The following is a 17,593-nucleotide window of genomic DNA, read 5'->3' on the forward strand; positions in this document are numbered from 1 at the left end:
ATTCGCGTCCGAGACCATCGATCGACTGCGGCACTGTCTGCGGCACAATGTCGGCATGACTGAGCAGAAAGCGCGGTTGTCATGGCGTCGCTGACGCGTACACCCGGACGTGACCGAGCCGAGCGTGACGAACGCCGAGACGCGGTAGAGCACCGCGTCCTGGCAGCCGTCGACAGACTGCTCGCCGACGGGACGTCGTACACCGAACTGGCTGTCCAGCGCATTGCCACCGAGGCCGATATCGCACGGTCGACCTTCTATCGCTACTTTCCCGACAAGAGCCGATTACTCATCCGCATGGCCGAATTGGCGACCGACGATCAGTTCCGGACCGCGGAACGATGGTGGGCGGCCAACCATGCCGACGGTGAAGCCGGCGTTATCGAGGCGATGCGCATGATGATCGACGCCACGGAACAGCATCATCGGCTGCTGCGCGCCCTTATCGAGGTCTCGGCCTATGACTCCGATGTCGCGGCCTACTGGCATGCGCGTTTGCGGCGGTTCATCGACCTGGTCCGAAACCGGCTCGACACCGACCGCGACGCCGGATATCTGCCCGACCAAGCCGATACCGCGGCAACTGCTCTCGCACTCACCTGCATGGTCGAGCGATCCATCGACGTTTACTTCGCTACCGCACCGTCCCTGGACCCGCAACAACTTGCGCGAGCGCTCGGTCGCATCATCTGGCTGAGCGTCTCGCCGCAGACTTGACCTCGCGGACTGCGCGCCCCCGCATCGGTTAACTCTGGGCATCAATCCCGAACGCGTCAACATCAACTGGTTTCGACGACCTGGTCGTCGGTCAGATCTTCGGCGGGGCACCGCCGGTAACCGTTACCAGTGAGCTGGCGATCCACACCGTCAACCAAGACAACCGCACAGTGCTCGACTTCCATCGGAAAGCCGTGCTGCGACTGAGCCCGGACCTGAACCGCATCTGGGACGACGACGATCTGTCCCGGACCGATGAACGACGACGACGCGAAGAAATTCGTTCCGGAGACATGGAATTCAGGCGCCTCCCGTGAACGCGTTCCCGGACAGCACTTCTCAACCACCCGGGGAAAACCCCAGGATGAGCGGGCCTGCCTGTGGTCGATACGACTAAGTCCTCCGCCGGATCAACCTGACCGGGTTGGCGGGTCCCGCAGCCGTCTATGTAGATCAGCTACCAGCCGACGGCGTTCAGCCTTCAGACCGCCGCATGGCGGGTGATGACCGCCGCTCGGCTGCTATTGCTGGCCATAACGCGGCGGCAAACTTATTGCGACCAGCCGCGACGAGGCGGCAGGTGTGCGTATTGCGAGGTTTGAATGACTTTGACCGGAAACATCGGTGCCAATACTGATGGCGGGGTCCCACGCCCACCCGAACCACCAGTCGTAGGCCCACAGCCGACACTCGATCCCGAGTGCACGGCCGGTCTCGCCGCACTGCAGGAGATCATGCCCAAAACTATCATTCCGGAAACTATCGCTAATTGCAGAGAAATAACTACGACATTAGCAACGGCAACGGATGAGGATTTGCGTCGCAATGGTACCTACACTTTCTCGGAACGCGAGGTGCCCGGGCCGTCAGGCGCGCCGGCTATCACACTATTGATCTGCATGCCGTCCTCATCACAGGGACCGGTGCCGGCGATCTATAACGTGCATGGCGGCGGAATGATCATGGCCAATCGCCGCACCGGAGTCCAAACCGTACTCGACTTGGCCGCGCCATTGGGCGCTGCCGTCATCTCGGTCGAATACCGGCTCGCGCCCGAGCACCCTGATCCCGCACCCGTCGAAGACTGCTACGCCGGGCTTGCGTGGACCGCCGAACACGCGAGCGCACTCGGAATCGATCCCAGTCAGATCATCATCGTCGGCGGTAGCGCAGGTGGCGGCCTCGCTGCCGGTGTCGCATTGCTGGCACGGGACCGCGGTAATTCGCCTCTGCTCGGCCAGCTGCTGATGTGCCCGATGCTCGACGACCGCAACGACACGGCATCGGCACTGCAAATGGACGGCAGCGGCGTTTGGGACCGGACCGCCAACCGCACCGGCTGGCAGGCGCTCCTCGGTGAGCGCCAGGGTGGACAAGATGTCTCCCCTTACGCCGCCCCAGCGCGCGCCACCGATCTGTCCGGGCTGCCCCCCACCCTGATCGATGTCGGATCCGCGGAAATATTCCGCGACGAAGCGGTCACCTACGCCTCCAGAATCTGGCAAGCCGGTGGATCCGCTGAACTACACGTCTGGCCAGGCGGTTTCCACGGGTACGAGGTGGCCGCTCCCGAAGCAGCCATATCGCGGGCAACAATCCGAGCCCGCAACGACTGGCTGGCTCGGCTGCTGGCGAAATGAGACAGGACAAGCGCTCATAAGGGAATTCACTGTCCCCGGTCTATGAACCTGACAAAAGGAGAGTTCGAAATGGGACGAGTCGACGGAAGGTGGCGCTGGTAACCGGCGCCGCGCGGGGTTTGGGCGCCGCGACCGCTCGACGGTTGGCTGACGAAGGCGCCTCGGTCGCGCTGACCGACGTGCTGGTGAATGAAGGCCGCGCGACTGCTGAGTCGATCCCGGGCGCACTGTTCCTCGAACAAGACGTCAGCGACGAGGCGCGTTGGCAGACCGTACTGGCCGAAATCAAGGACCGGTTCGGCGGCCTGCATGTGCTGGTCAACAACGCAGGCGCCGTGCGAATCGGTGCCATCGAAGATGCGACTCCGGACGACTTCCACTTCCACCAGCGGGTGCTGCTCGACGGAGGGTTCCTCGGGTGTAAGTACGGCCTGCCACTTATCACGGCATCCGGCGGCGGCGCGATTATCAATATCACCGCACTGGCGGGTGTCCGCGGTGTCGGTGCCCTCCCGGCGTACTCGACGATGAAGGCGGGACTCGCAGGCCTAACGCGGTCACTAGCCGTGCATTGTAAGGAGCAGGGCTATCCGGTCCGGGTGAACGCCGTCGCACCGGGCGCGCACGACACCCCGATGCTGCGGCAAGGTATGGCGGACGCCGACGAGGCGATGACACGGATCATCGAGGCTGGAATGAGCGATGCGGTCGACATCGCTAACACGGTTCTGTTCCTCGCCTCAGCGGAAGGCCGAAACGTAAACGGGCAGGAGCTGGTAGTCGACGGTGGAGCGAGTACCAGATAACTGCCGATTCCAGATTGCTCTAACCCGTCAACTCCAGCAACGCTTCTCGCGCTACGCACGGCACCCCGGCCAAGATCATTAGTAGGGGTGCCCTGCACCGACCGGGCGACATGGAAGCTCGGCTGGTCGACGCGATCGCTCGCCGACTCGGTGCCGCCTCACATGGCATGGCCATCCGGGTGCAGGCAGCCATGATCACGGGTGCGATTCAGATCATGGCCGAGGAATATGTCAGGCATGGAGACGAGTACGGCGACGACACTCGCGTCATCCTGGAGCAGGCCCTGCTTCTGGTTGCAGAGGGTTTTGCCGAGCAGTGAGATCGCCGTCGAGCGCCGAAAATCCATCAGCGGCAGCCTTGGGTTCGACCTCGAGGATCGGAGCAGCCATCGAAGCTACATACGCGCCGAGGGTGGCGCGATCGGCACTCGACAGCGACCGCGTTTCGACCTTGTTCCGCAGGAACGCGATGCCCGTAATCAACGCGGCGAGCAACTCGGCGCGCAGCGCCGCATCGGGACCGTCCAGGCGAGCTGCCAGCAATGACCCAAAAGTGATGTCGATGCGATCCCGAATGATCGCCCGGACGGTATCGTCGTTGGCCGCGCCGAGAAACCGGGCGATCCCCCCGACCTCGTCGGCGGCGGGGGCAACGCTCACATCCAGCGTGTGGTCGAGCAAAGTTACGGCCAAGTCGGCCAACGGCGTGCCATTGATGATCGCATTGGGTGCTGACGTGCCGGCAGCCTCTGCGAATAATTTCTCTTTGGACCCGAAGTAACGGTAGACCAACGCCTGGTTCACACCGGCGGTCGAGGCGACGTCACGGGTACTCGTGCCTTCGACACCACGCTGCGCCATCAATGCCCGCGCAGCCTCGAGTAACGCCATGCGGGTGGCTGCCGCATCGCGTCGCCGCGATTGCCGTTTTCCGGTGTCCACCATCAGCCATCACTCCTTGATCGTCAAATGACCAGTTCAGTGTAGAAGGGCCACTGAACTGCAGTGACAGCGATCACTCCTCCACATGTAGTCAATCGTTGACTTATGCGATAGCCCAATCTAGCGTGTAAGTCATCAACTGACTACATAGGAGGTAGCGGTGCCCCAAATCCTTGTCACGCCACCGCAGCCCAGCGCCGCGGCGGTGTCCGCCGCTCAACCCGAGCGACGACCGGACTCCCACCCGACGGCCGTCCTACTGGTGCTCGCACTGTCGACATTCGCAATCGTGGCCATGCAGAGCATGGTGATGCCAATCCTCAGCCGGCTGGCGAACTCGCTGCACGTGTCCCTTGCCGATGCCTCGTGGATCATTACGGTCAGCATGCTGTCGGCCGCGGTGTTCACGCCGGTTCTGGGCTCGCTCGGAGATGCGCTGGGCCGCAAGCGAGTCCTGATAGTCACGCTGGCTCTGACAACCATCGGCTCAGTACTTATCGCCACGTCCCACCTGATGGCGTTGGTATTACTCGGCCGGGCACTGCAAGGCATGGGCTTCGCGGCGATGCCGCTGGCAATCGGCATCGTGCGATCCATCTTCCCAACGGAACGCGTACCGTCCAGCATCGCCTTGCTGAGTGCACTGACCGGGATCGGAGCTGGAGCCGGACTACTGGTTTCCGGACTCCTCGTTAAGGCTGGTATGAGTGCGCAGGGCATGTTCTGGATCTCGGCCGCAGCTACCGCCCTCGGTCTCTTCGGTGTAGTCGCCCTGATTCGAATTCGCGAGCAAGCCAAGCCGTTTCGCGTCGACATCGGCGGCCTGCTGACTCTTGGCGGTGGCCTGGTATGCCTCGTGCTCGCTATCAACCGCGGCTCCAGTTGGGGCTGGACCTCCCCCACCGTGGTGAGTTTGTTCGCCGGTGCGGCGCTGTTGCTGATCGGGTGCTATTTCATCGAACAGCGAGTGAGCGAACCGCTTATCGACATGCGCATGATGCGTACTCCCGTTGTGCTCGGGACGAATACCACCGCCCTGCTCGTGGGCGCCGGAATGTTCGGCGCATTCGTACTGGTAATCCAGTTCGTGCAGACACCGAGCCGGTTCGGTTACGGCTTCGATTCCGATGCGCTCGGCGCCGGCCTGACCCTGCTTCCCCTGACTGCCGGCACCCTCATCGCCGCCGCCGCCGTGTCGAAGCTCATCAGCGTCGTCGGCGCCAAGTTTCCGATGGTCCTCGGCACGATCGTGGCGACTCTGACATTCGGTTTCCTTCTGCTGTTCCACACCGAACACTGGCAGTTCTATGTCGCTACCTGCCTGCTCGGACTCGGGCTGGGCCTCGCGATGGGCGCCATGCCCACATTGCTCAACAGCGGCGTCTCCCCCGAGCAGACCAGTGTCGCCAATAGCGTGAATCAGACGCTGCGCTCGGTCGGCGGCTCGATCGGCACTGCCATCGCCACGGCAATCATTACCACCCACACTATTCCGGGCACACCGCTGCCGACTTTGGACGCCTACAACCTGGCTTTCCTGGTATCAGGTGCGGTCGCCGTCGTCGCAGTGATCGCCGCAGCCATGGTCCCCTATCGCCATCGCCCCATCCAGCCCGAATCCGAACCCCCCGGCTCGACCAACACTCGAAGTGTCGAGGGCACGGTCATCGGCGCCGCGCAATCACCTAATCCAGCGGTAACCGTCACGGCGTTTCGCGCCAACGGCGAACTCTTGTCCAGCACCGTGACAGATCCGGACGGAACCTACCGGTTCGCCGCCCTCCCCGCCGAACCGCTCACACTCGTAGTCACCGAGATTCCGTTTGTCGTCGAATCCATATCTATCGGCGTCGATCTCACCGAACGGTACGACATCGTCTTGCCCACGAATCCAGAATCCCATCCGGACGATTCGGCCCGCGCCTCATGATCTTCTCGAACCCGGTGCGGCCCCGGTAGTCCGGAACGAAAGCGCACCACGCCGAAATACCGCGTAGGTCAACCGATCCACCAATCGTACGACGATCCCAGTCCCGTCACCCACGCCCACGGAAGCCCAGGTCGGGCGTACTGAAACATCATGTCGGCGCGGCGGCGACAGGATCGAGTACGATCGGCGCAACCTTATGCATGATACATACGTTATGTGTCGTACACATGTGATTGCGGCCGCCTCGGCGACATGTTCGGCAGCGCCGGATTCTGTTCGCCAATCTGCTTCTGCTGGTTGAAAGTTCAGTGGTCCGCGCGGACATAGCCGCCATCGGTACCACGGTAAAGATCGACCTGGACATCGAGGTGGTGCAAAGGGGAACAACTTCCGGCGATGTCGGCCGTGCGCTACAGCAAGGTCATCGAGACACTTCCATCGCGATCGCCATGACGATGCCCTCGGTCGTCTTGTTTGCGGTCGCCGAGCCGCGCGTGGCGGTAATCGAAGCGACGACGTCGGGCAACCGCATGGTCGCGATATCACAGTGCGGGAGGCACTGGCAGTACACGGAAGACAGCGTCTTGTGATCCGGCACAGTTGCCGAATCGGAGGTTTCTCGCCGATCCCACAGAACGCCGCGAATTCGCCTGCGCGGGCTGCGGCACTGGATACCGTGATCCATCCCGCAGCGCGGAAGGAGTCATCGATGACCGAATCCCCCATTGCCCGCATATGCCACACGTTCGCCGCGAACATGCTCTACGGCCAAGACATTTCAGCCACGAATGAGCGACTGCAGGCAGCCGCCGCGCGGTGGGCGCGCGAATCCGTCCCCATCGACACGATCCACCGTGCCATCCGCGATGGAGTGCAGATCGCCCTCGATCACCGCGCCGCCGAATCCGACGACCGCAGCACACAGCAATCGTCGACAACGACTCCGCAGGGCCGCGAAAACCTGCTCGACGAGGCCGAGCTCATCATGAGAGTGATCGACCGCATGAGCTCGGTCATCTCACAGGCCTACGTCCGCGAGTTGCGCACAATCGTGGGCGAATACCACGAGGATGTACACAATCTCACCGCGGCACTGCTCGACGGCAGACCGACGTCCACCATGGCACGAGAATGCGGAATCGAAATCGCCCAGTCGTATTCTATTCTCGCACTATCGATTCCGAGACACCATGATGAGCGCGATGCCGCATTGGACGGCAGGGAGATGAAACATCGAAGGCTCCGCCGAATCCGCTCCGAACTGATCACCCGATGTGGGGAAACCGCACTCGTGCTGTGGAATTCGATGGGCGGTACCGCGCTCGTCCCCGATACCCAACCTGCTGCCGGTGGCCTGGACGAGTTGGTGCGGCACCTGTCCCGGGCCGCCGAGATACCCATTACCGCCACCGTCACCGCCGCTGCCCCACCGGACCTGCCGAGCGCCGCGTCCCAAGCTCACGAATTGCTCGATATGGTTGTGCGCATGGGCTGTACGCCCGGACTGTATCGCTTCGACGACCTCGTTCTCGAGTACCAGCTCACCCGTCCCGGGCCCGGGCGCGAGTACCTCGGCTCACTGCTCGACTCACTGGATGAGCATCCGGAACTGCTGGAAACCCTCGAACGGCACATCGCGAACGACCTCAATCGCCAGCGCACCGCTCACAGCCTGCACGTCCACGCCAACACCGTCGACTACCGCCTCAGACGGATCGGTCGGCTCACCGGTTTCGACCCGACGCAGGTATCCGGCCTGTGGTATTTGCGCTCGGCCCTACTTGCCCGGTCCTATCGGATCACCTGACTCTGCCGCCATTGGAGCAACGGCCGTTATCGGCCAATGGCGTGCCTATTTTCGCCGATCCGCTCGGACTGCAGGATGGGCTCAGGTGCGGCAATCGAACCGGCCTCGTCATCAGGTAATGCGGCGAGCGTAATCGCTGCGCGCAGAGCCCGACGCTTATCGCTGATCCGCACGATCTGAACCGCGCATTCGAACAGGATCGTGAGCGCTGCGGCCAGGGCCATCATCGAGAACGGGTCCTGTGGGGTCACGATGGCCGCGAATACGAAGAGCCCGAAGATCAACCCGCGCCGCCAAGCCCTGAGCTTCGCATAGGGCAGCACCCCGATGAGATTCAAACCCACGATCAGCGCAGGGGTTTCGAAGCTCACACCGAAGATGACCAACAGCCGAACCAGGAATCCGAAGTACTGTGCACCACTCAGCGCAGTGATCTGAACGTTGTCGCCGACGGAGAGCAGGAAGCCGAGTGCATGGGCGACAACTACATACGCCAATACCGCACCGGTGGAGAAAAGTATGCTCCCGCAGCTCACGAACCCGATGGCGTACCTGCGCTCCTTGACGAGGAGCCCGGGCGTGATGAACGCCCACAGCTGATACAGCCAGACCGGTACGGCGAGCACGATGCCCGCGGTAAGGGCGACCTGAAGCCGGAGCATGAACTGCTCGAATGGCGCGGTGGCCAGCAGCCGGCAAGAGCCATCGGCGGCAAGTGCGGCACGCGCGTCCGGCGGCAACGCACAGTACGGACCCCGAAGGATACCGCCGAGGCTCTCGATTCCCAGGAACGAGTGTGAGTACCAGAGGAAGCCGATCACAGTGGTTATCGCGATAGCGCCGAGCGACTTCAGTAGCCGATTCCGCAATTCTTCCAAGTGCTCGATCAGCGACATGGCGCCGTCGGGATTCCGCCGCTGCGCCTTACGCCGAATATCGAATGGGATTCGCATATGACCACCCCGGTGTCGAAAGTCGCGCTCGGCGACCGTGTGTCAGGAGCTCGCCTCGGTCGCCGAGCATCAGTGCCATGAGTAATGGAGAACTTGCGAACGCCCTCGCGCTACTATCCGCCTCGGCATTCGGAGAATCGGCGTACTAGCGCGAGGGCGATGACGGGCATCAGAACCTGTATACGGCCTTCGCCGACTTCTCGAGCGCGCACCAGTTCGGGAATTCATGCGCGTACAACACGTCCGCGCCGTTCCAGACGCCCGACACCAGCAGCGTCACTTTCTGGTCTCCACCCGAGCACGAGGCGGAATCATCAGCCGTCAGTTTCGCGAAATCGCCACCAGCAGTGGCCAATTCGGAACATGCCTCCTGGGCTTTCGGGTGGGTGTTGCCCTCCGTCGGCTGGCACGCCAATGTCGCCGATCGAACCTCGGGCTTTTCGCCCTCCGAGATCGCGGCCAGCATAACCATGGAGTCCCCTGTCAACGCGGGCGGAGCCGTGGTGGGTTGCGGGGCGGACGTGGTCGGGTCGCCAGAGGTGGGCGGTACCACCGAGGTGGACGGAACCTCGGTCGGAGACGGCTCGACCGATGTCGAGGGCGTCGTCGACGGAGTGGAAGTCTCCGACGATGGCGGGACGCTGGACGACGGCGGTGCCTCAGTCGAGGTAGACGGGGCCGAGGTGCTCGGCTCCGTCGATGTGGGCGGCGCTTCCTGGGGAGGCGTGACCTGTACCGATGTGGTCGGCGAGCTGCTCGTCGTCGGAGCCGGCTCGGTGTCCGACGGGGCGGCATTGGCCGACACACCGACCAGCCATGAAGAACCCACCAGCACGGCGACACCCGCGACTCGTGCTAATTTGGACATAGCGAAACCTTCCTGTGTTACCTGAAATTTGAAATCGGCCGTCCGTCTGCGCTATGCGCTCGCGACACGGCGAGGCTCTGGACTCATCCGTCCCGCCCCGTCGCTCTCCGGCCGCACGACCGCCACCGCGGCCACCGAATTCTCCGATTCGGTTGGCGCCTTTGATATTCCGTCGCCATCCGAGTGCAACTCGCGCATCTCGCTCTTGAAGATGCGCAATGAACGTCCCATGCTCCGTGCGGCATCCGGCAATCGCCGGGCGCCGAACAGAATTACGAAAGCTCCCACGATTATCAGCCAGTGGGTGGGGCTCAAAGTTCCCATGCGAGGACTCCGTTTCTGCGAGAGGTACGGGCGGCCCGGGTTGCCGGAAACCGGGCCACCTGCCGGAAGTGGGGTCAGTTGTCGAACAGATTCTTCTGACCGTTACGCCAACGCGTTTCGTCCAGCGCCCGCAGCCCGTCGAATTCGCTAATGGTCACGTGCGGCCAGAGCTTGGCCTTGCTCGCCGTGGACCCGGACGCGTCGAGGATGGCGTTCGCGGCATTGCGACCGCCCTCGCAGGCGCCCTCCATAGTGGCGAGGTCGATATTGCTCTGGCAGAAGTCCCCCGCGAGGAACAGATTCGGGATCTTCGTCACCGAGGTGGGACGGTTGCCCCAGGACTTCGCGGTGTTGATCATCAACGGATCGTCGTTGGTGTTCGCGCTGCCGTCCCATTTGATGCCCGGGTCGAGGTGCCAATACACCAGATCGCTCTCCTTGACGGTATCGAGCGTCTTGGTGACCTGATGCCAGCTCTCCCGTGCGACTTCTTCCGGGCTGCAGTCCTTCGCCGCCTTCTTGATCAGTTCGCCCGGGGTGTGCCAGTCCGAGATGTCCACGGACAGAATTTCTTTGGCTTTCCCATCACCGAAGTCACGGGAGATGTTGTAGGGCTTCCAGTGCTGTCCCTGCTGGATACCGGTGAGCCGCCAAGGGGATTCGATCCAGCCGATGTGGCCGGGCGCGAGTTGCTTGTCGGTGTTCACAAAGAACTGGATGCCGGTCATCCAGTCCACGAACAGGTCCTTGATCTTGGCCAGACCGGGATCGGCGTTGTAGATGTCCGGCGTGCAGATGTTGCTCACCTGCTCGGGCGCAACCGCGGTGACGAACCAGTCCGCCTCGATCGTCGAGGTCGCCCCATTCTGATCCTGCACCGTCGCGGACTTGATCTTGCCGCCCTCCATATTGAGCGACTGGATCGTGAATCCGAGCTGGAAGTCGACATTCTGCGACTTCAGGTAGTTCATCCACGGATCGATCCACCGCTCGTTCGTCGGTCCGTTCAACAGATTGTCGGTTTCGCGGCCGTCATTGTTGCGGTTGAGGATGTTGAGCAGGAAGTTCTCAGCCTGCGTGCACATGGTGCGGCTGCTGGCGATCTCCTCCTTGGCGGCGACCAGCGTGCGCGTCAGGGTCGAGATGAGCAGCATGTATTGGGGGTTGGAATTCGGGGTGACCTTCGCGAAGTCCAAGAACGATGTCTGCTCCCACTGCCCGATGCGGCGAGCATCACAGCTTGTGAAGTAAACGAACAAGCGATTGGCGAAGGTGAGCAGGTCCGAGTAGGGAAGCTTCGGAATCCATTGCGCCGCCCCGGCCAAGGTCTTGATGATCCACTTGAGATCGATTGCCGCGCCGATCTGGTCGGGTTGGATACCGAACGGCAGGGTGATATCCGCGCCCGACTGCGCCGCCGTGAGCGTCGGCGCGCTCGTCAGGTTGTCGTACACCCCATTCGCATTGCCCGGGAACGGGATACGTTTCATCGTGTCTGGCACTGCCTGGTAGTAGCCGGGGAAGAAGCGGAATCCGTGCTCACCGGGTAGCGGCCTGCGACCATCGGCAACGGGCAGCGCGGAATCCATGCTCCGCGCTTTGCCGCCCCAGGCACGCTTCTCGAAAACCGTTACCTTGAAGCCGCGTTCGGCCAATTCATGGGCCGTGGTCAGACCGGCGACACCGCCGCCGACCACCACGACTCGATTCTGCGCCGGCGCCGAGCGCGCCGGACCGATTCCTACCAGACCGCTACTTGTCGCGGTCGCGGCAGCTAGTGCAATGGATCCCGCAGCAGCACCCTTCAAAACGGTGCGGCGGGACAGGTCGGACTCCACCATGGGATCACGTCCTCATCGACAGCAGGCCAGCGGTCGAGTGGATGTCACTCTAAGCACTTCCATGCGGCAAGGTCAACTGTGTACCCGATATTGATGCTTTGTCGCATCAGCGCTATCGTTGTCCCTCACCCGATGTCGTCATCCGAGGACGGTCACAGCTGGCTACTGATCGACGAACAACCCGTGGTCACCCGCGCGGCTTGAATCGTAATCCTTTGCACCACAAGTGATTTCGAAACAGCTTCCGCCACGAACTCGGTACGTCACACCGAGCACTTCGAACGATCACTCGAAACGACACCGGCGCACGACGCGATCCGCAGATCGAATGGAGCACATCGATGTCCGTCACCGCCGACGTCACCGCCGAAGCCGATGTCCCGCCCCTCCGCCGCCCCACAACGACCGGTTCGAGCAGTGGCCGAATCGCGCCGCGCCCACAAAACACACCCCGCGTCGGGCAGGCGGGGGCTCACCGGAACAACGACGAAGGCAACGAATTCCGAATGCTTACCCAGCGATGCGGAGAAGTCATCTCGATCGCACTCGGCGCGCAGAGTGACACAACCGAGTTGTCACAATTACGCCAGATGGCACAATCCCTGACCCGCCGAGGTTGTTCCCTTGCCGCGATCAACCGCGCCGTCCGAACCGCTTTCGATGATGCCTTCGGTCGAATTGCTCAGAAATCCACCCGTACCACCCCGACCGATATCGCGGCCACGCTGTGCCGGCTGCGCGAGATACACGAGACGATCACCTGCGCGGTCTCCTCAGCGGTCGTCGATGTGATCTGCGGTAGCTTGGCCGGCGAAAATCTCGATCGCATCGGCGAGCCGAGAAATGCCGCGCCGAAAATCACCGTTGCGCCCACCGAGGACAGAGCGCCGAGCATGGAGATCACTTCTCCGACCGCTTCCCACGTGGTGTTGGCCCTCGCTATCCCACAGCACATCGACGAGCAGGATCCGGAACACGATCGAAAACTGGCCGGGCAGCGCAAACTTCATCGCGTACAGGCCCTGCTACGCGAGCGATTGGAACCCACCGCCAGAATAGCGTTGAGTCCACGCGGTGGAACAATCGTGCTACCCGCCCATACTGTCACGGAAAGCAGCCTCGACGAACTCGTCAGTCGGCTGTCGTGGGCCGCACAGGTGCCCGTTACAGCGATAACGCTCAGGGGATCGGGCGCATGGGTTCGAAGACTTTCCGACCTGGCCCATGACTTGCTGAACGTCGCACAGGGCCTCGGGTTCGCGGGCGGCTTATACCGTTTTCCCGACCTCGCTCTCGAATATCAGCTGACCCGCCCCACCCCGGCCCGCGAAAAACTCGCCCACGCGCTCGATCCGCTCGACGACCACCCGGAGCTGCTGCACACATTGACTCTGTATATCCACACGAATATGACTCGCCGGATCACCGCACGGTTGTTGAACCTTCACCGCAACACCATCGATTACCGATTGAATCGTATCGAGGAACTCACCGGATACGACCCCTCCATCCCTTCCGGGATTTGGTATCTGCGTTGTGCACTGGTCGTGCGCACCTATCGGAAGTCCGCGGGCGACGCACCGGCGATCGGCCTCGAGATCACGGCGTAAAACCCGCTGAACTCGCACGACGACCCATAGCCGCACAATACGAATGAGGGGCGCGGCCAGGATATTCTCCTGGCCGCGCCCCTCGTTTTCCTCGAAAGCGAAAAGCAGCACGCCCGGGAGAATAATTGACGTGATACGATATCGGATAGCTCGCTCGGCGACCCGACCGTTGGCCTGCGTTTCATATGGTTTGGAATCGCCGAGCGAGCCGTGACACCGAATGCGTCACGGCTCAAACGATATCCGTACCGGCTCCTTCGGTAACCAATTATCGGTAACGATGGATATCTGACGATCCTTTTAATCCTTCATTACGTCGATATCACAACAAGGTCACGCGACCATGAAACCGGGGCAAGTCCCGCCTTCGCCGGCGACCATGTTCACTTGCACTACCCCGGATCGACGATGGCTGTGACGTATCAAAACGAAGGATCGATATCTGAACTGCTCCCGCGCCCACCCTTATCGTCTGTAGTGGCGCAGTTGCTTCACGACTGACGCTTCGATACAAGTGCAAAGGAGCATGGCATGACGGGATCGGGACGCCCCGCGCACGATCGGTGCGGATACCAGGAAACTCCGACTCGCCGCATTGTCATCTATTTCGAAGGTGTCGGCCGCGGTAGCGATCTCGCTCTGGAGTACGCGGCGACATTCGTGGAAGCCTGCGAATTCGCGGCAGCGGCGCTGCGAAGCGGGTTAGCGGTCACCGTCGACCGAAAGTTGCGGCCCGACCTGCGCCCACTGCCATGCCGCGGACTTTGGGGGTGACCTTTGTTAGGTATCGGCTGGGCGGAGATGATCGTACTTCTCGCGGCGGCATTGGTAATCCTGGGACCAGAACGGCTGCCCGGAGCAATCCGCTGGACGACGGGCGCAATGCGGCGAATACGAGAATATGCCGACGAGGCCACCGGGCAAGTGCGTCAGGAATTCGGAACGGAGTTCGATGAGCTACGCGAACCCCTCCGGAGACTCGACGAACTGCGCGCGATGACACCTCGATCGGCGCTCACGAAGTTTCTGCTCGACGGCGATGATTCGGTACTGACCGGAAAATTCGAGGGCGTGTCGGAGCCGACAACGCCGCATCTCACACCCGAAGACATTGCGCCGCATCTCCCGAATCCCGGTCCCGCCACAAATTGTGGATCCTTCGATGCGATCAGACCGCACGGCGAGACGGTGCCGCCGATCGATCCGGACGCCACGTGATCGAGATCTTGCGCATAGTCAGCGCACCGAGGCCGAGATGTGCAGCGGCACAACCACCTTCGTGCCGTCCCTGTGCCTCGCGGCAATGATCGACACAACCTTCGCATCAATGAAATGATATCTGTAAATTTGATACATGGTCCGTGATCACAAGGATGTCCATGACAAGCTCGGCGAACGAATACTCGACGCGGCCCTCGCGCGTATTCTGCACGTCGGCATCCGGCGGGCCAGCCTCGACGACATCGCCCGTCGCGCGCAGGTCAACCGGGTCACCATCTATCGCAGGTTCACCAGCAAGGAGAACCTGATCGACGCGGTGCTGTCGCGAGAGATCGCACGGATCCTGGCCCAGGTCGCCGAAATCGTCTCCACCACAACAGGAATCGATACACAGATAGAGCTGACAGTCATGTTCGTGCTCCAGCAGACCCGGACCCACCCGTTGGTGCCCTTCCTACTCGAATCGACCTCCGATGAAATCGTGGGCTTCTACACGATTCGTGGACGGGAGATGGTTTCGTTCGGTATCCACTCGATCACCCAGCTACTCGACCGCGCCCAGGAGGTCGGCGCCATCGACCGCTACGATCCCGTGCCGGTCGCGGAGTTACTCGCACGGTTCGCGCATTCGGTCTTGCTGACTCCCGACGGCGGTGTCGATTTCGGGATCGAAGAGCAGATGCGCGATTTCGTCCGTACGGCCGTGGTACCACTCGTGAAATACGGCGTACCCATCCACTCGATGGAGCACGAGCACGCCGACCGCCATGCCACACCACCATCACCCCACCGCACACTCTAGTGTCACGGAGCCTGCGGGCTAGTCGGGTCGGGGGCGACAAGGAACCGTTTGATGATCTTTCCGGTTTCACCTCGTGGCAGCGATGGCAGGAACGAAACATCACGCGGCACTGCGACACGGCCGAGCCGGTTTCGGATGTAGTCGCGCACCATTTGCGAATCCAGACCCGCCCCTTCACGTTTGACGACAAACGCGACTACCCGCTGACCGAATTCAGGGTCGGCGACACCGACCACGGCAGCCTCACGCACCTGTGGCAGATGCTCCAACGCCTCCTCCACCGGCCGCGGGAACAGCTTCTCCCCGCCGGAGATGATCATCTCGTCACCCCGACCGTCGATGAACAACCGACCTGCGGCATCGATATAGCCGACATCCCCGGTGTCGAGCATGCCGTTGGCCTCCGTCGGCGGGGCGGCGTTGACATAGCCGTCGAACAGCATGTGGTTTCCGACGAATATGCGGCCGGTCGTACCGATCGCCACCGGGCGCAGGTCCGGTCCGAGCACGGCTACTCGCGTACCTGCCGGCGGTCGGCCCACCGTGGCCGGTGCGGCCCGCAGATCCTCCGGCGTCGCGATCGTCGCCCACGACACCTCTGTGGACCCGTAGACGTTGTAGAGAATGTCGCCGAAGGCATCGATGAATCGCAGCACCGCGGCACCTGGCAAGGGCGCGCCACCGCAGGCCACGACGCGCAGCGTCGAGGTGTCGTAACGGGCGCGCACCGCGGCAGGCAGGTCGAGAATCCGCTGCAACATGGTCGGGACGACGACCAGGGCGTCGATGCGATGTTCGGCGATCAGTCGCAGACACTGCTCGGCGTCGAACCGCTCCTCGAGCACCACAGTGGCACGCAGTGCGGTACTCAGCTGCAGCATGCCCAGCCCCCAGGTGTGAAACAGCGGAGAAGCGATCAATATCTTCTCCTCCATCCGCAGCGGAATCCGCGCCAGCACCGCGGCAACCGGGTCCAGGCTCTCGAGATGTGGTCGGCGGGCGCCCTTGGGCATTCCACTGGTGCCGGATGTGAGCACTATGAGCCGCCCCGGGTGGGTAGCGCGCGCGGCTCTTCCCGGCGAGAGCACGACCAGATCCTCGATGGTCGTCCGCTCCGGCGAGGGCGGCCGAGCGTCGGTGGTGAAGCGGCAGATTCCCGGATGTAGGTAGCGGACCAGCGATTCGAGCTCACCGTCTACGAATAGCGCCGAAAGCCGTTCGCGCTGGGCGATATCCTCGAGCTGGCGACCGGACAGTCCCGCATTGAGCAATATCAGGTCGAGTCCGACCTTTCCGGCTGCCACCATCGTTTCCAGCATCCCGGCGTGATTGCGGGCCAGCAGACCGGCGCTGTGCTGACCGCGGAGCCCGAGCGCGGTCAACGCCCGAGCGAACGCATCGCTGCGGCTGTGCACCTCGGCAAAGGTTCGCTGTCCCGAGTTGTCGATGACGGCAACACGTTCCGGCGTACAGGCCGCGGCCGCGGCGTAGCCGCCCGCCAGACTGAGCCCCCACTTCGCGAGACCGGCCATCTGTTTCAGGCCGTGGTCGGGCCGACGCGGCCGGATCACCCCCGTCGACACCAGCTGCCGAACCACGCCGAGCTGCCGGATAACCGGGGTGGCGGCGCTGTCGCTCAATACCGCGTTGGGTGTGGCGGCGCAGCGCTCGACGATACGTTGCAGTCCCGCTCGCAGCCATGCGACCACCGCCGAGTTGGGTGCGGCCGCCACGACCGGATGGACACGACCAGGCGAGAGGAATGTGACGGTCACCCGCGTCCGGTCCTGCTTGGTGCGCAATCGAACCGAGGCCAAACTCCCCGATGCGGGACAATACAATTCGAAACCGTCGTACCAGCGCCCCACGATCAACTGCACCCGAACAACGCTGACGCCGGTATGCACGGTTCCTACCCGGAACAGCAAGGTCGGGGTCGAGTCGCTCTGCAAGAATTCGCAGCCGCCGATCCCGGCAAACAGCCGTAGATAGGTTCGCGGGTCGATGAGCGCCGCCCACATCGCGTGGCGGCCGATCGACACATCCTGGGTCGATTCGATGATGTCGGTAACCACGTACCCGCCCTCCGATCGGCCGGCACCACTGCCGCGCGACATCACCGAACGCTAGGG

18 protein-coding genes are annotated in these 17,593 nt (G+C 62.6%); 12 read left to right on the forward strand and 6 right to left on the reverse strand.

The genetic code is table 11. The features are described 5' to 3' along the window. The first annotated feature begins 81 nt into the window (after positions 1-81). The 4 genes from ON44_RS14695 (at position 82) to ON44_RS48255 (ending at position 3,483) form a co-directional block, all read left to right on the forward strand. Positions 82-717, forward strand: a complete 636-nt coding sequence (locus tag ON44_RS14695) for a TetR/AcrR family transcriptional regulator (protein WP_040690267.1) — start codon at positions 82-84, stop codon at positions 715-717. 899 nt (positions 718-1,616) lie between these two features. Continuing rightward, positions 1,617-2,357, forward strand: coding sequence for an alpha/beta hydrolase (locus ON44_RS14700; protein ID WP_245567155.1), 741 nt, complete (start codon positions 1,617-1,619; stop codon positions 2,355-2,357). A gap of 89 nt (positions 2,358-2,446) precedes the next feature. Continuing rightward, positions 2,447-3,163: an SDR family NAD(P)-dependent oxidoreductase gene (locus ON44_RS14705; protein ID WP_040690270.1), complete on the forward strand. Its 717-nt coding sequence runs from the start codon at positions 2,447-2,449 to the stop codon at positions 3,161-3,163. Between the two features lie 110 nt (positions 3,164-3,273). After that, entirely contained in the window at positions 3,274-3,483 is a 210-nt protein-coding gene (locus ON44_RS48255; RefSeq protein WP_040690271.1) for a hypothetical protein, read from the forward strand. Here the strand turns inward: ON44_RS48255 and ON44_RS14715 are convergent. Beyond that, complete coding sequence (locus ON44_RS14715) at positions 3,431-4,108, reverse strand: TetR/AcrR family transcriptional regulator (RefSeq protein WP_051182024.1); 678 nt, start codon at positions 4,106-4,108, stop codon at positions 3,431-3,433. The two genes, ON44_RS48255 and ON44_RS14715, sit on opposite strands and share 53 nt — an antisense overlap. A gap of 157 nt (positions 4,109-4,265) precedes the next feature. Between ON44_RS14715 and ON44_RS14720 the strand changes: the two genes are divergently transcribed. The 3 genes from ON44_RS14720 (at position 4,266) to ON44_RS14730 (ending at position 7,842) form a co-directional block, all read left to right on the forward strand. Next, the gene (locus ON44_RS14720) at positions 4,266-6,035 is read left to right on the forward strand and encodes an MFS transporter (protein WP_157187155.1); all 1,770 of its coding nucleotides are present in this window, start codon (positions 4,266-4,268) and stop codon (positions 6,033-6,035) included. A 308-nt stretch (positions 6,036-6,343) separates the two neighbouring features. Beyond that, entirely contained in the window at positions 6,344-6,625 is a 282-nt protein-coding gene (locus ON44_RS14725) for a hypothetical protein (RefSeq protein ID WP_040690273.1), read from the forward strand. Between the two features lie 119 nt (positions 6,626-6,744). After that, a complete protein-coding gene (locus ON44_RS14730; RefSeq protein ID WP_083897885.1) occupies positions 6,745-7,842 on the forward strand; it encodes a PucR family transcriptional regulator in 1,098 nt (365 codons plus the stop codon). Positions 7,843-7,868: 26 nt separating this feature from the next. Here the strand turns inward: ON44_RS14730 and tatC are convergent, their stop codons facing one another. Together tatC and ON44_RS49445 are read right to left on the reverse strand one after the other, a co-directional pair. Further along, positions 7,869-8,795, reverse strand: a complete 927-nt coding sequence (gene tatC / locus ON44_RS14735) for a twin-arginine translocase subunit TatC (protein WP_040690276.1) — start codon at positions 8,793-8,795, stop codon at positions 7,869-7,871. A 169-nt stretch (positions 8,796-8,964) separates the two neighbouring features. Next, positions 8,965-9,267, reverse strand: coding sequence for an SSI family serine proteinase inhibitor (locus ON44_RS49445; RefSeq protein WP_085998540.1), 303 nt, complete (start codon positions 9,265-9,267; stop codon positions 8,965-8,967). Between ON44_RS49445 and ON44_RS49450 the strand changes: the two genes are divergently transcribed. After that, positions 9,266-9,688, forward strand: coding sequence for a hypothetical protein (locus ON44_RS49450; protein ID WP_085998541.1), 423 nt, complete (start codon positions 9,266-9,268; stop codon positions 9,686-9,688). The two genes, ON44_RS49445 and ON44_RS49450, sit on opposite strands and share 2 nt — an antisense overlap. A 26-nt stretch (positions 9,689-9,714) precedes the next feature. On the opposite strand, the gene tatA is transcribed toward ON44_RS49450, so the two are convergent. Together tatA and ON44_RS14755 are read right to left on the reverse strand one after the other, a co-directional pair. Further along, positions 9,715-9,987 (reverse strand): Sec-independent protein translocase subunit TatA, encoded by a 273-nt coding sequence (gene tatA / locus ON44_RS53415; RefSeq protein WP_083897879.1) that lies wholly within the window; start codon positions 9,985-9,987, stop codon positions 9,715-9,717. 74 nt (positions 9,988-10,061) lie between these two features. Further along, positions 10,062-11,828, reverse strand: a complete 1,767-nt coding sequence (locus tag ON44_RS14755; RefSeq protein WP_040690281.1) for a hydroxysqualene dehydroxylase — start codon at positions 11,826-11,828, stop codon at positions 10,062-10,064. 590 nt (positions 11,829-12,418) lie between these two features. Here ON44_RS14755 and ON44_RS46790 point away from each other — a divergent pair. From ON44_RS46790 to ON44_RS14775, 4 genes are all read left to right on the forward strand, one after another. Beyond that, positions 12,419-13,438, forward strand: coding sequence for a PucR family transcriptional regulator (locus tag ON44_RS46790; RefSeq protein ID WP_157187156.1), 1,020 nt, complete (start codon positions 12,419-12,421; stop codon positions 13,436-13,438). A 531-nt stretch (positions 13,439-13,969) separates the two neighbouring features. Then, positions 13,970-14,212, forward strand: a complete 243-nt coding sequence (locus ON44_RS14765; protein ID WP_040690282.1) for a hypothetical protein — start codon at positions 13,970-13,972, stop codon at positions 14,210-14,212. A gap of 27 nt (positions 14,213-14,239) precedes the next feature. After that, positions 14,240-14,656 (forward strand): Sec-independent protein translocase protein TatB, encoded by a 417-nt coding sequence (tatB, locus tag ON44_RS54015; RefSeq protein ID WP_040690286.1) that lies wholly within the window; start codon positions 14,240-14,242, stop codon positions 14,654-14,656. A 136-nt stretch (positions 14,657-14,792) separates the two neighbouring features. Next, the gene (locus tag ON44_RS14775) at positions 14,793-15,461 is read left to right on the forward strand and encodes a TetR/AcrR family transcriptional regulator (RefSeq protein WP_051182030.1); all 669 of its coding nucleotides are present in this window, start codon (positions 14,793-14,795) and stop codon (positions 15,459-15,461) included. 2 nt (positions 15,462-15,463) lie between these two features. Here the strand turns inward: ON44_RS14775 and ON44_RS14780 are convergent, their stop codons facing one another. Then, a complete protein-coding gene (locus ON44_RS14780) occupies positions 15,464-17,578 on the reverse strand; it encodes an AMP-binding protein (RefSeq protein WP_083897881.1) in 2,115 nt (704 codons plus the stop codon). Positions 17,579-17,593: the final 15 nt, after the last annotated feature.

The sequence above is a fragment of the Nocardia vinacea NBRC 16497 genome (assembly GCF_000308835.1).
Lineage (GTDB): Bacteria > Actinomycetota > Actinomycetes > Mycobacteriales > Mycobacteriaceae > Nocardia > Nocardia vinacea.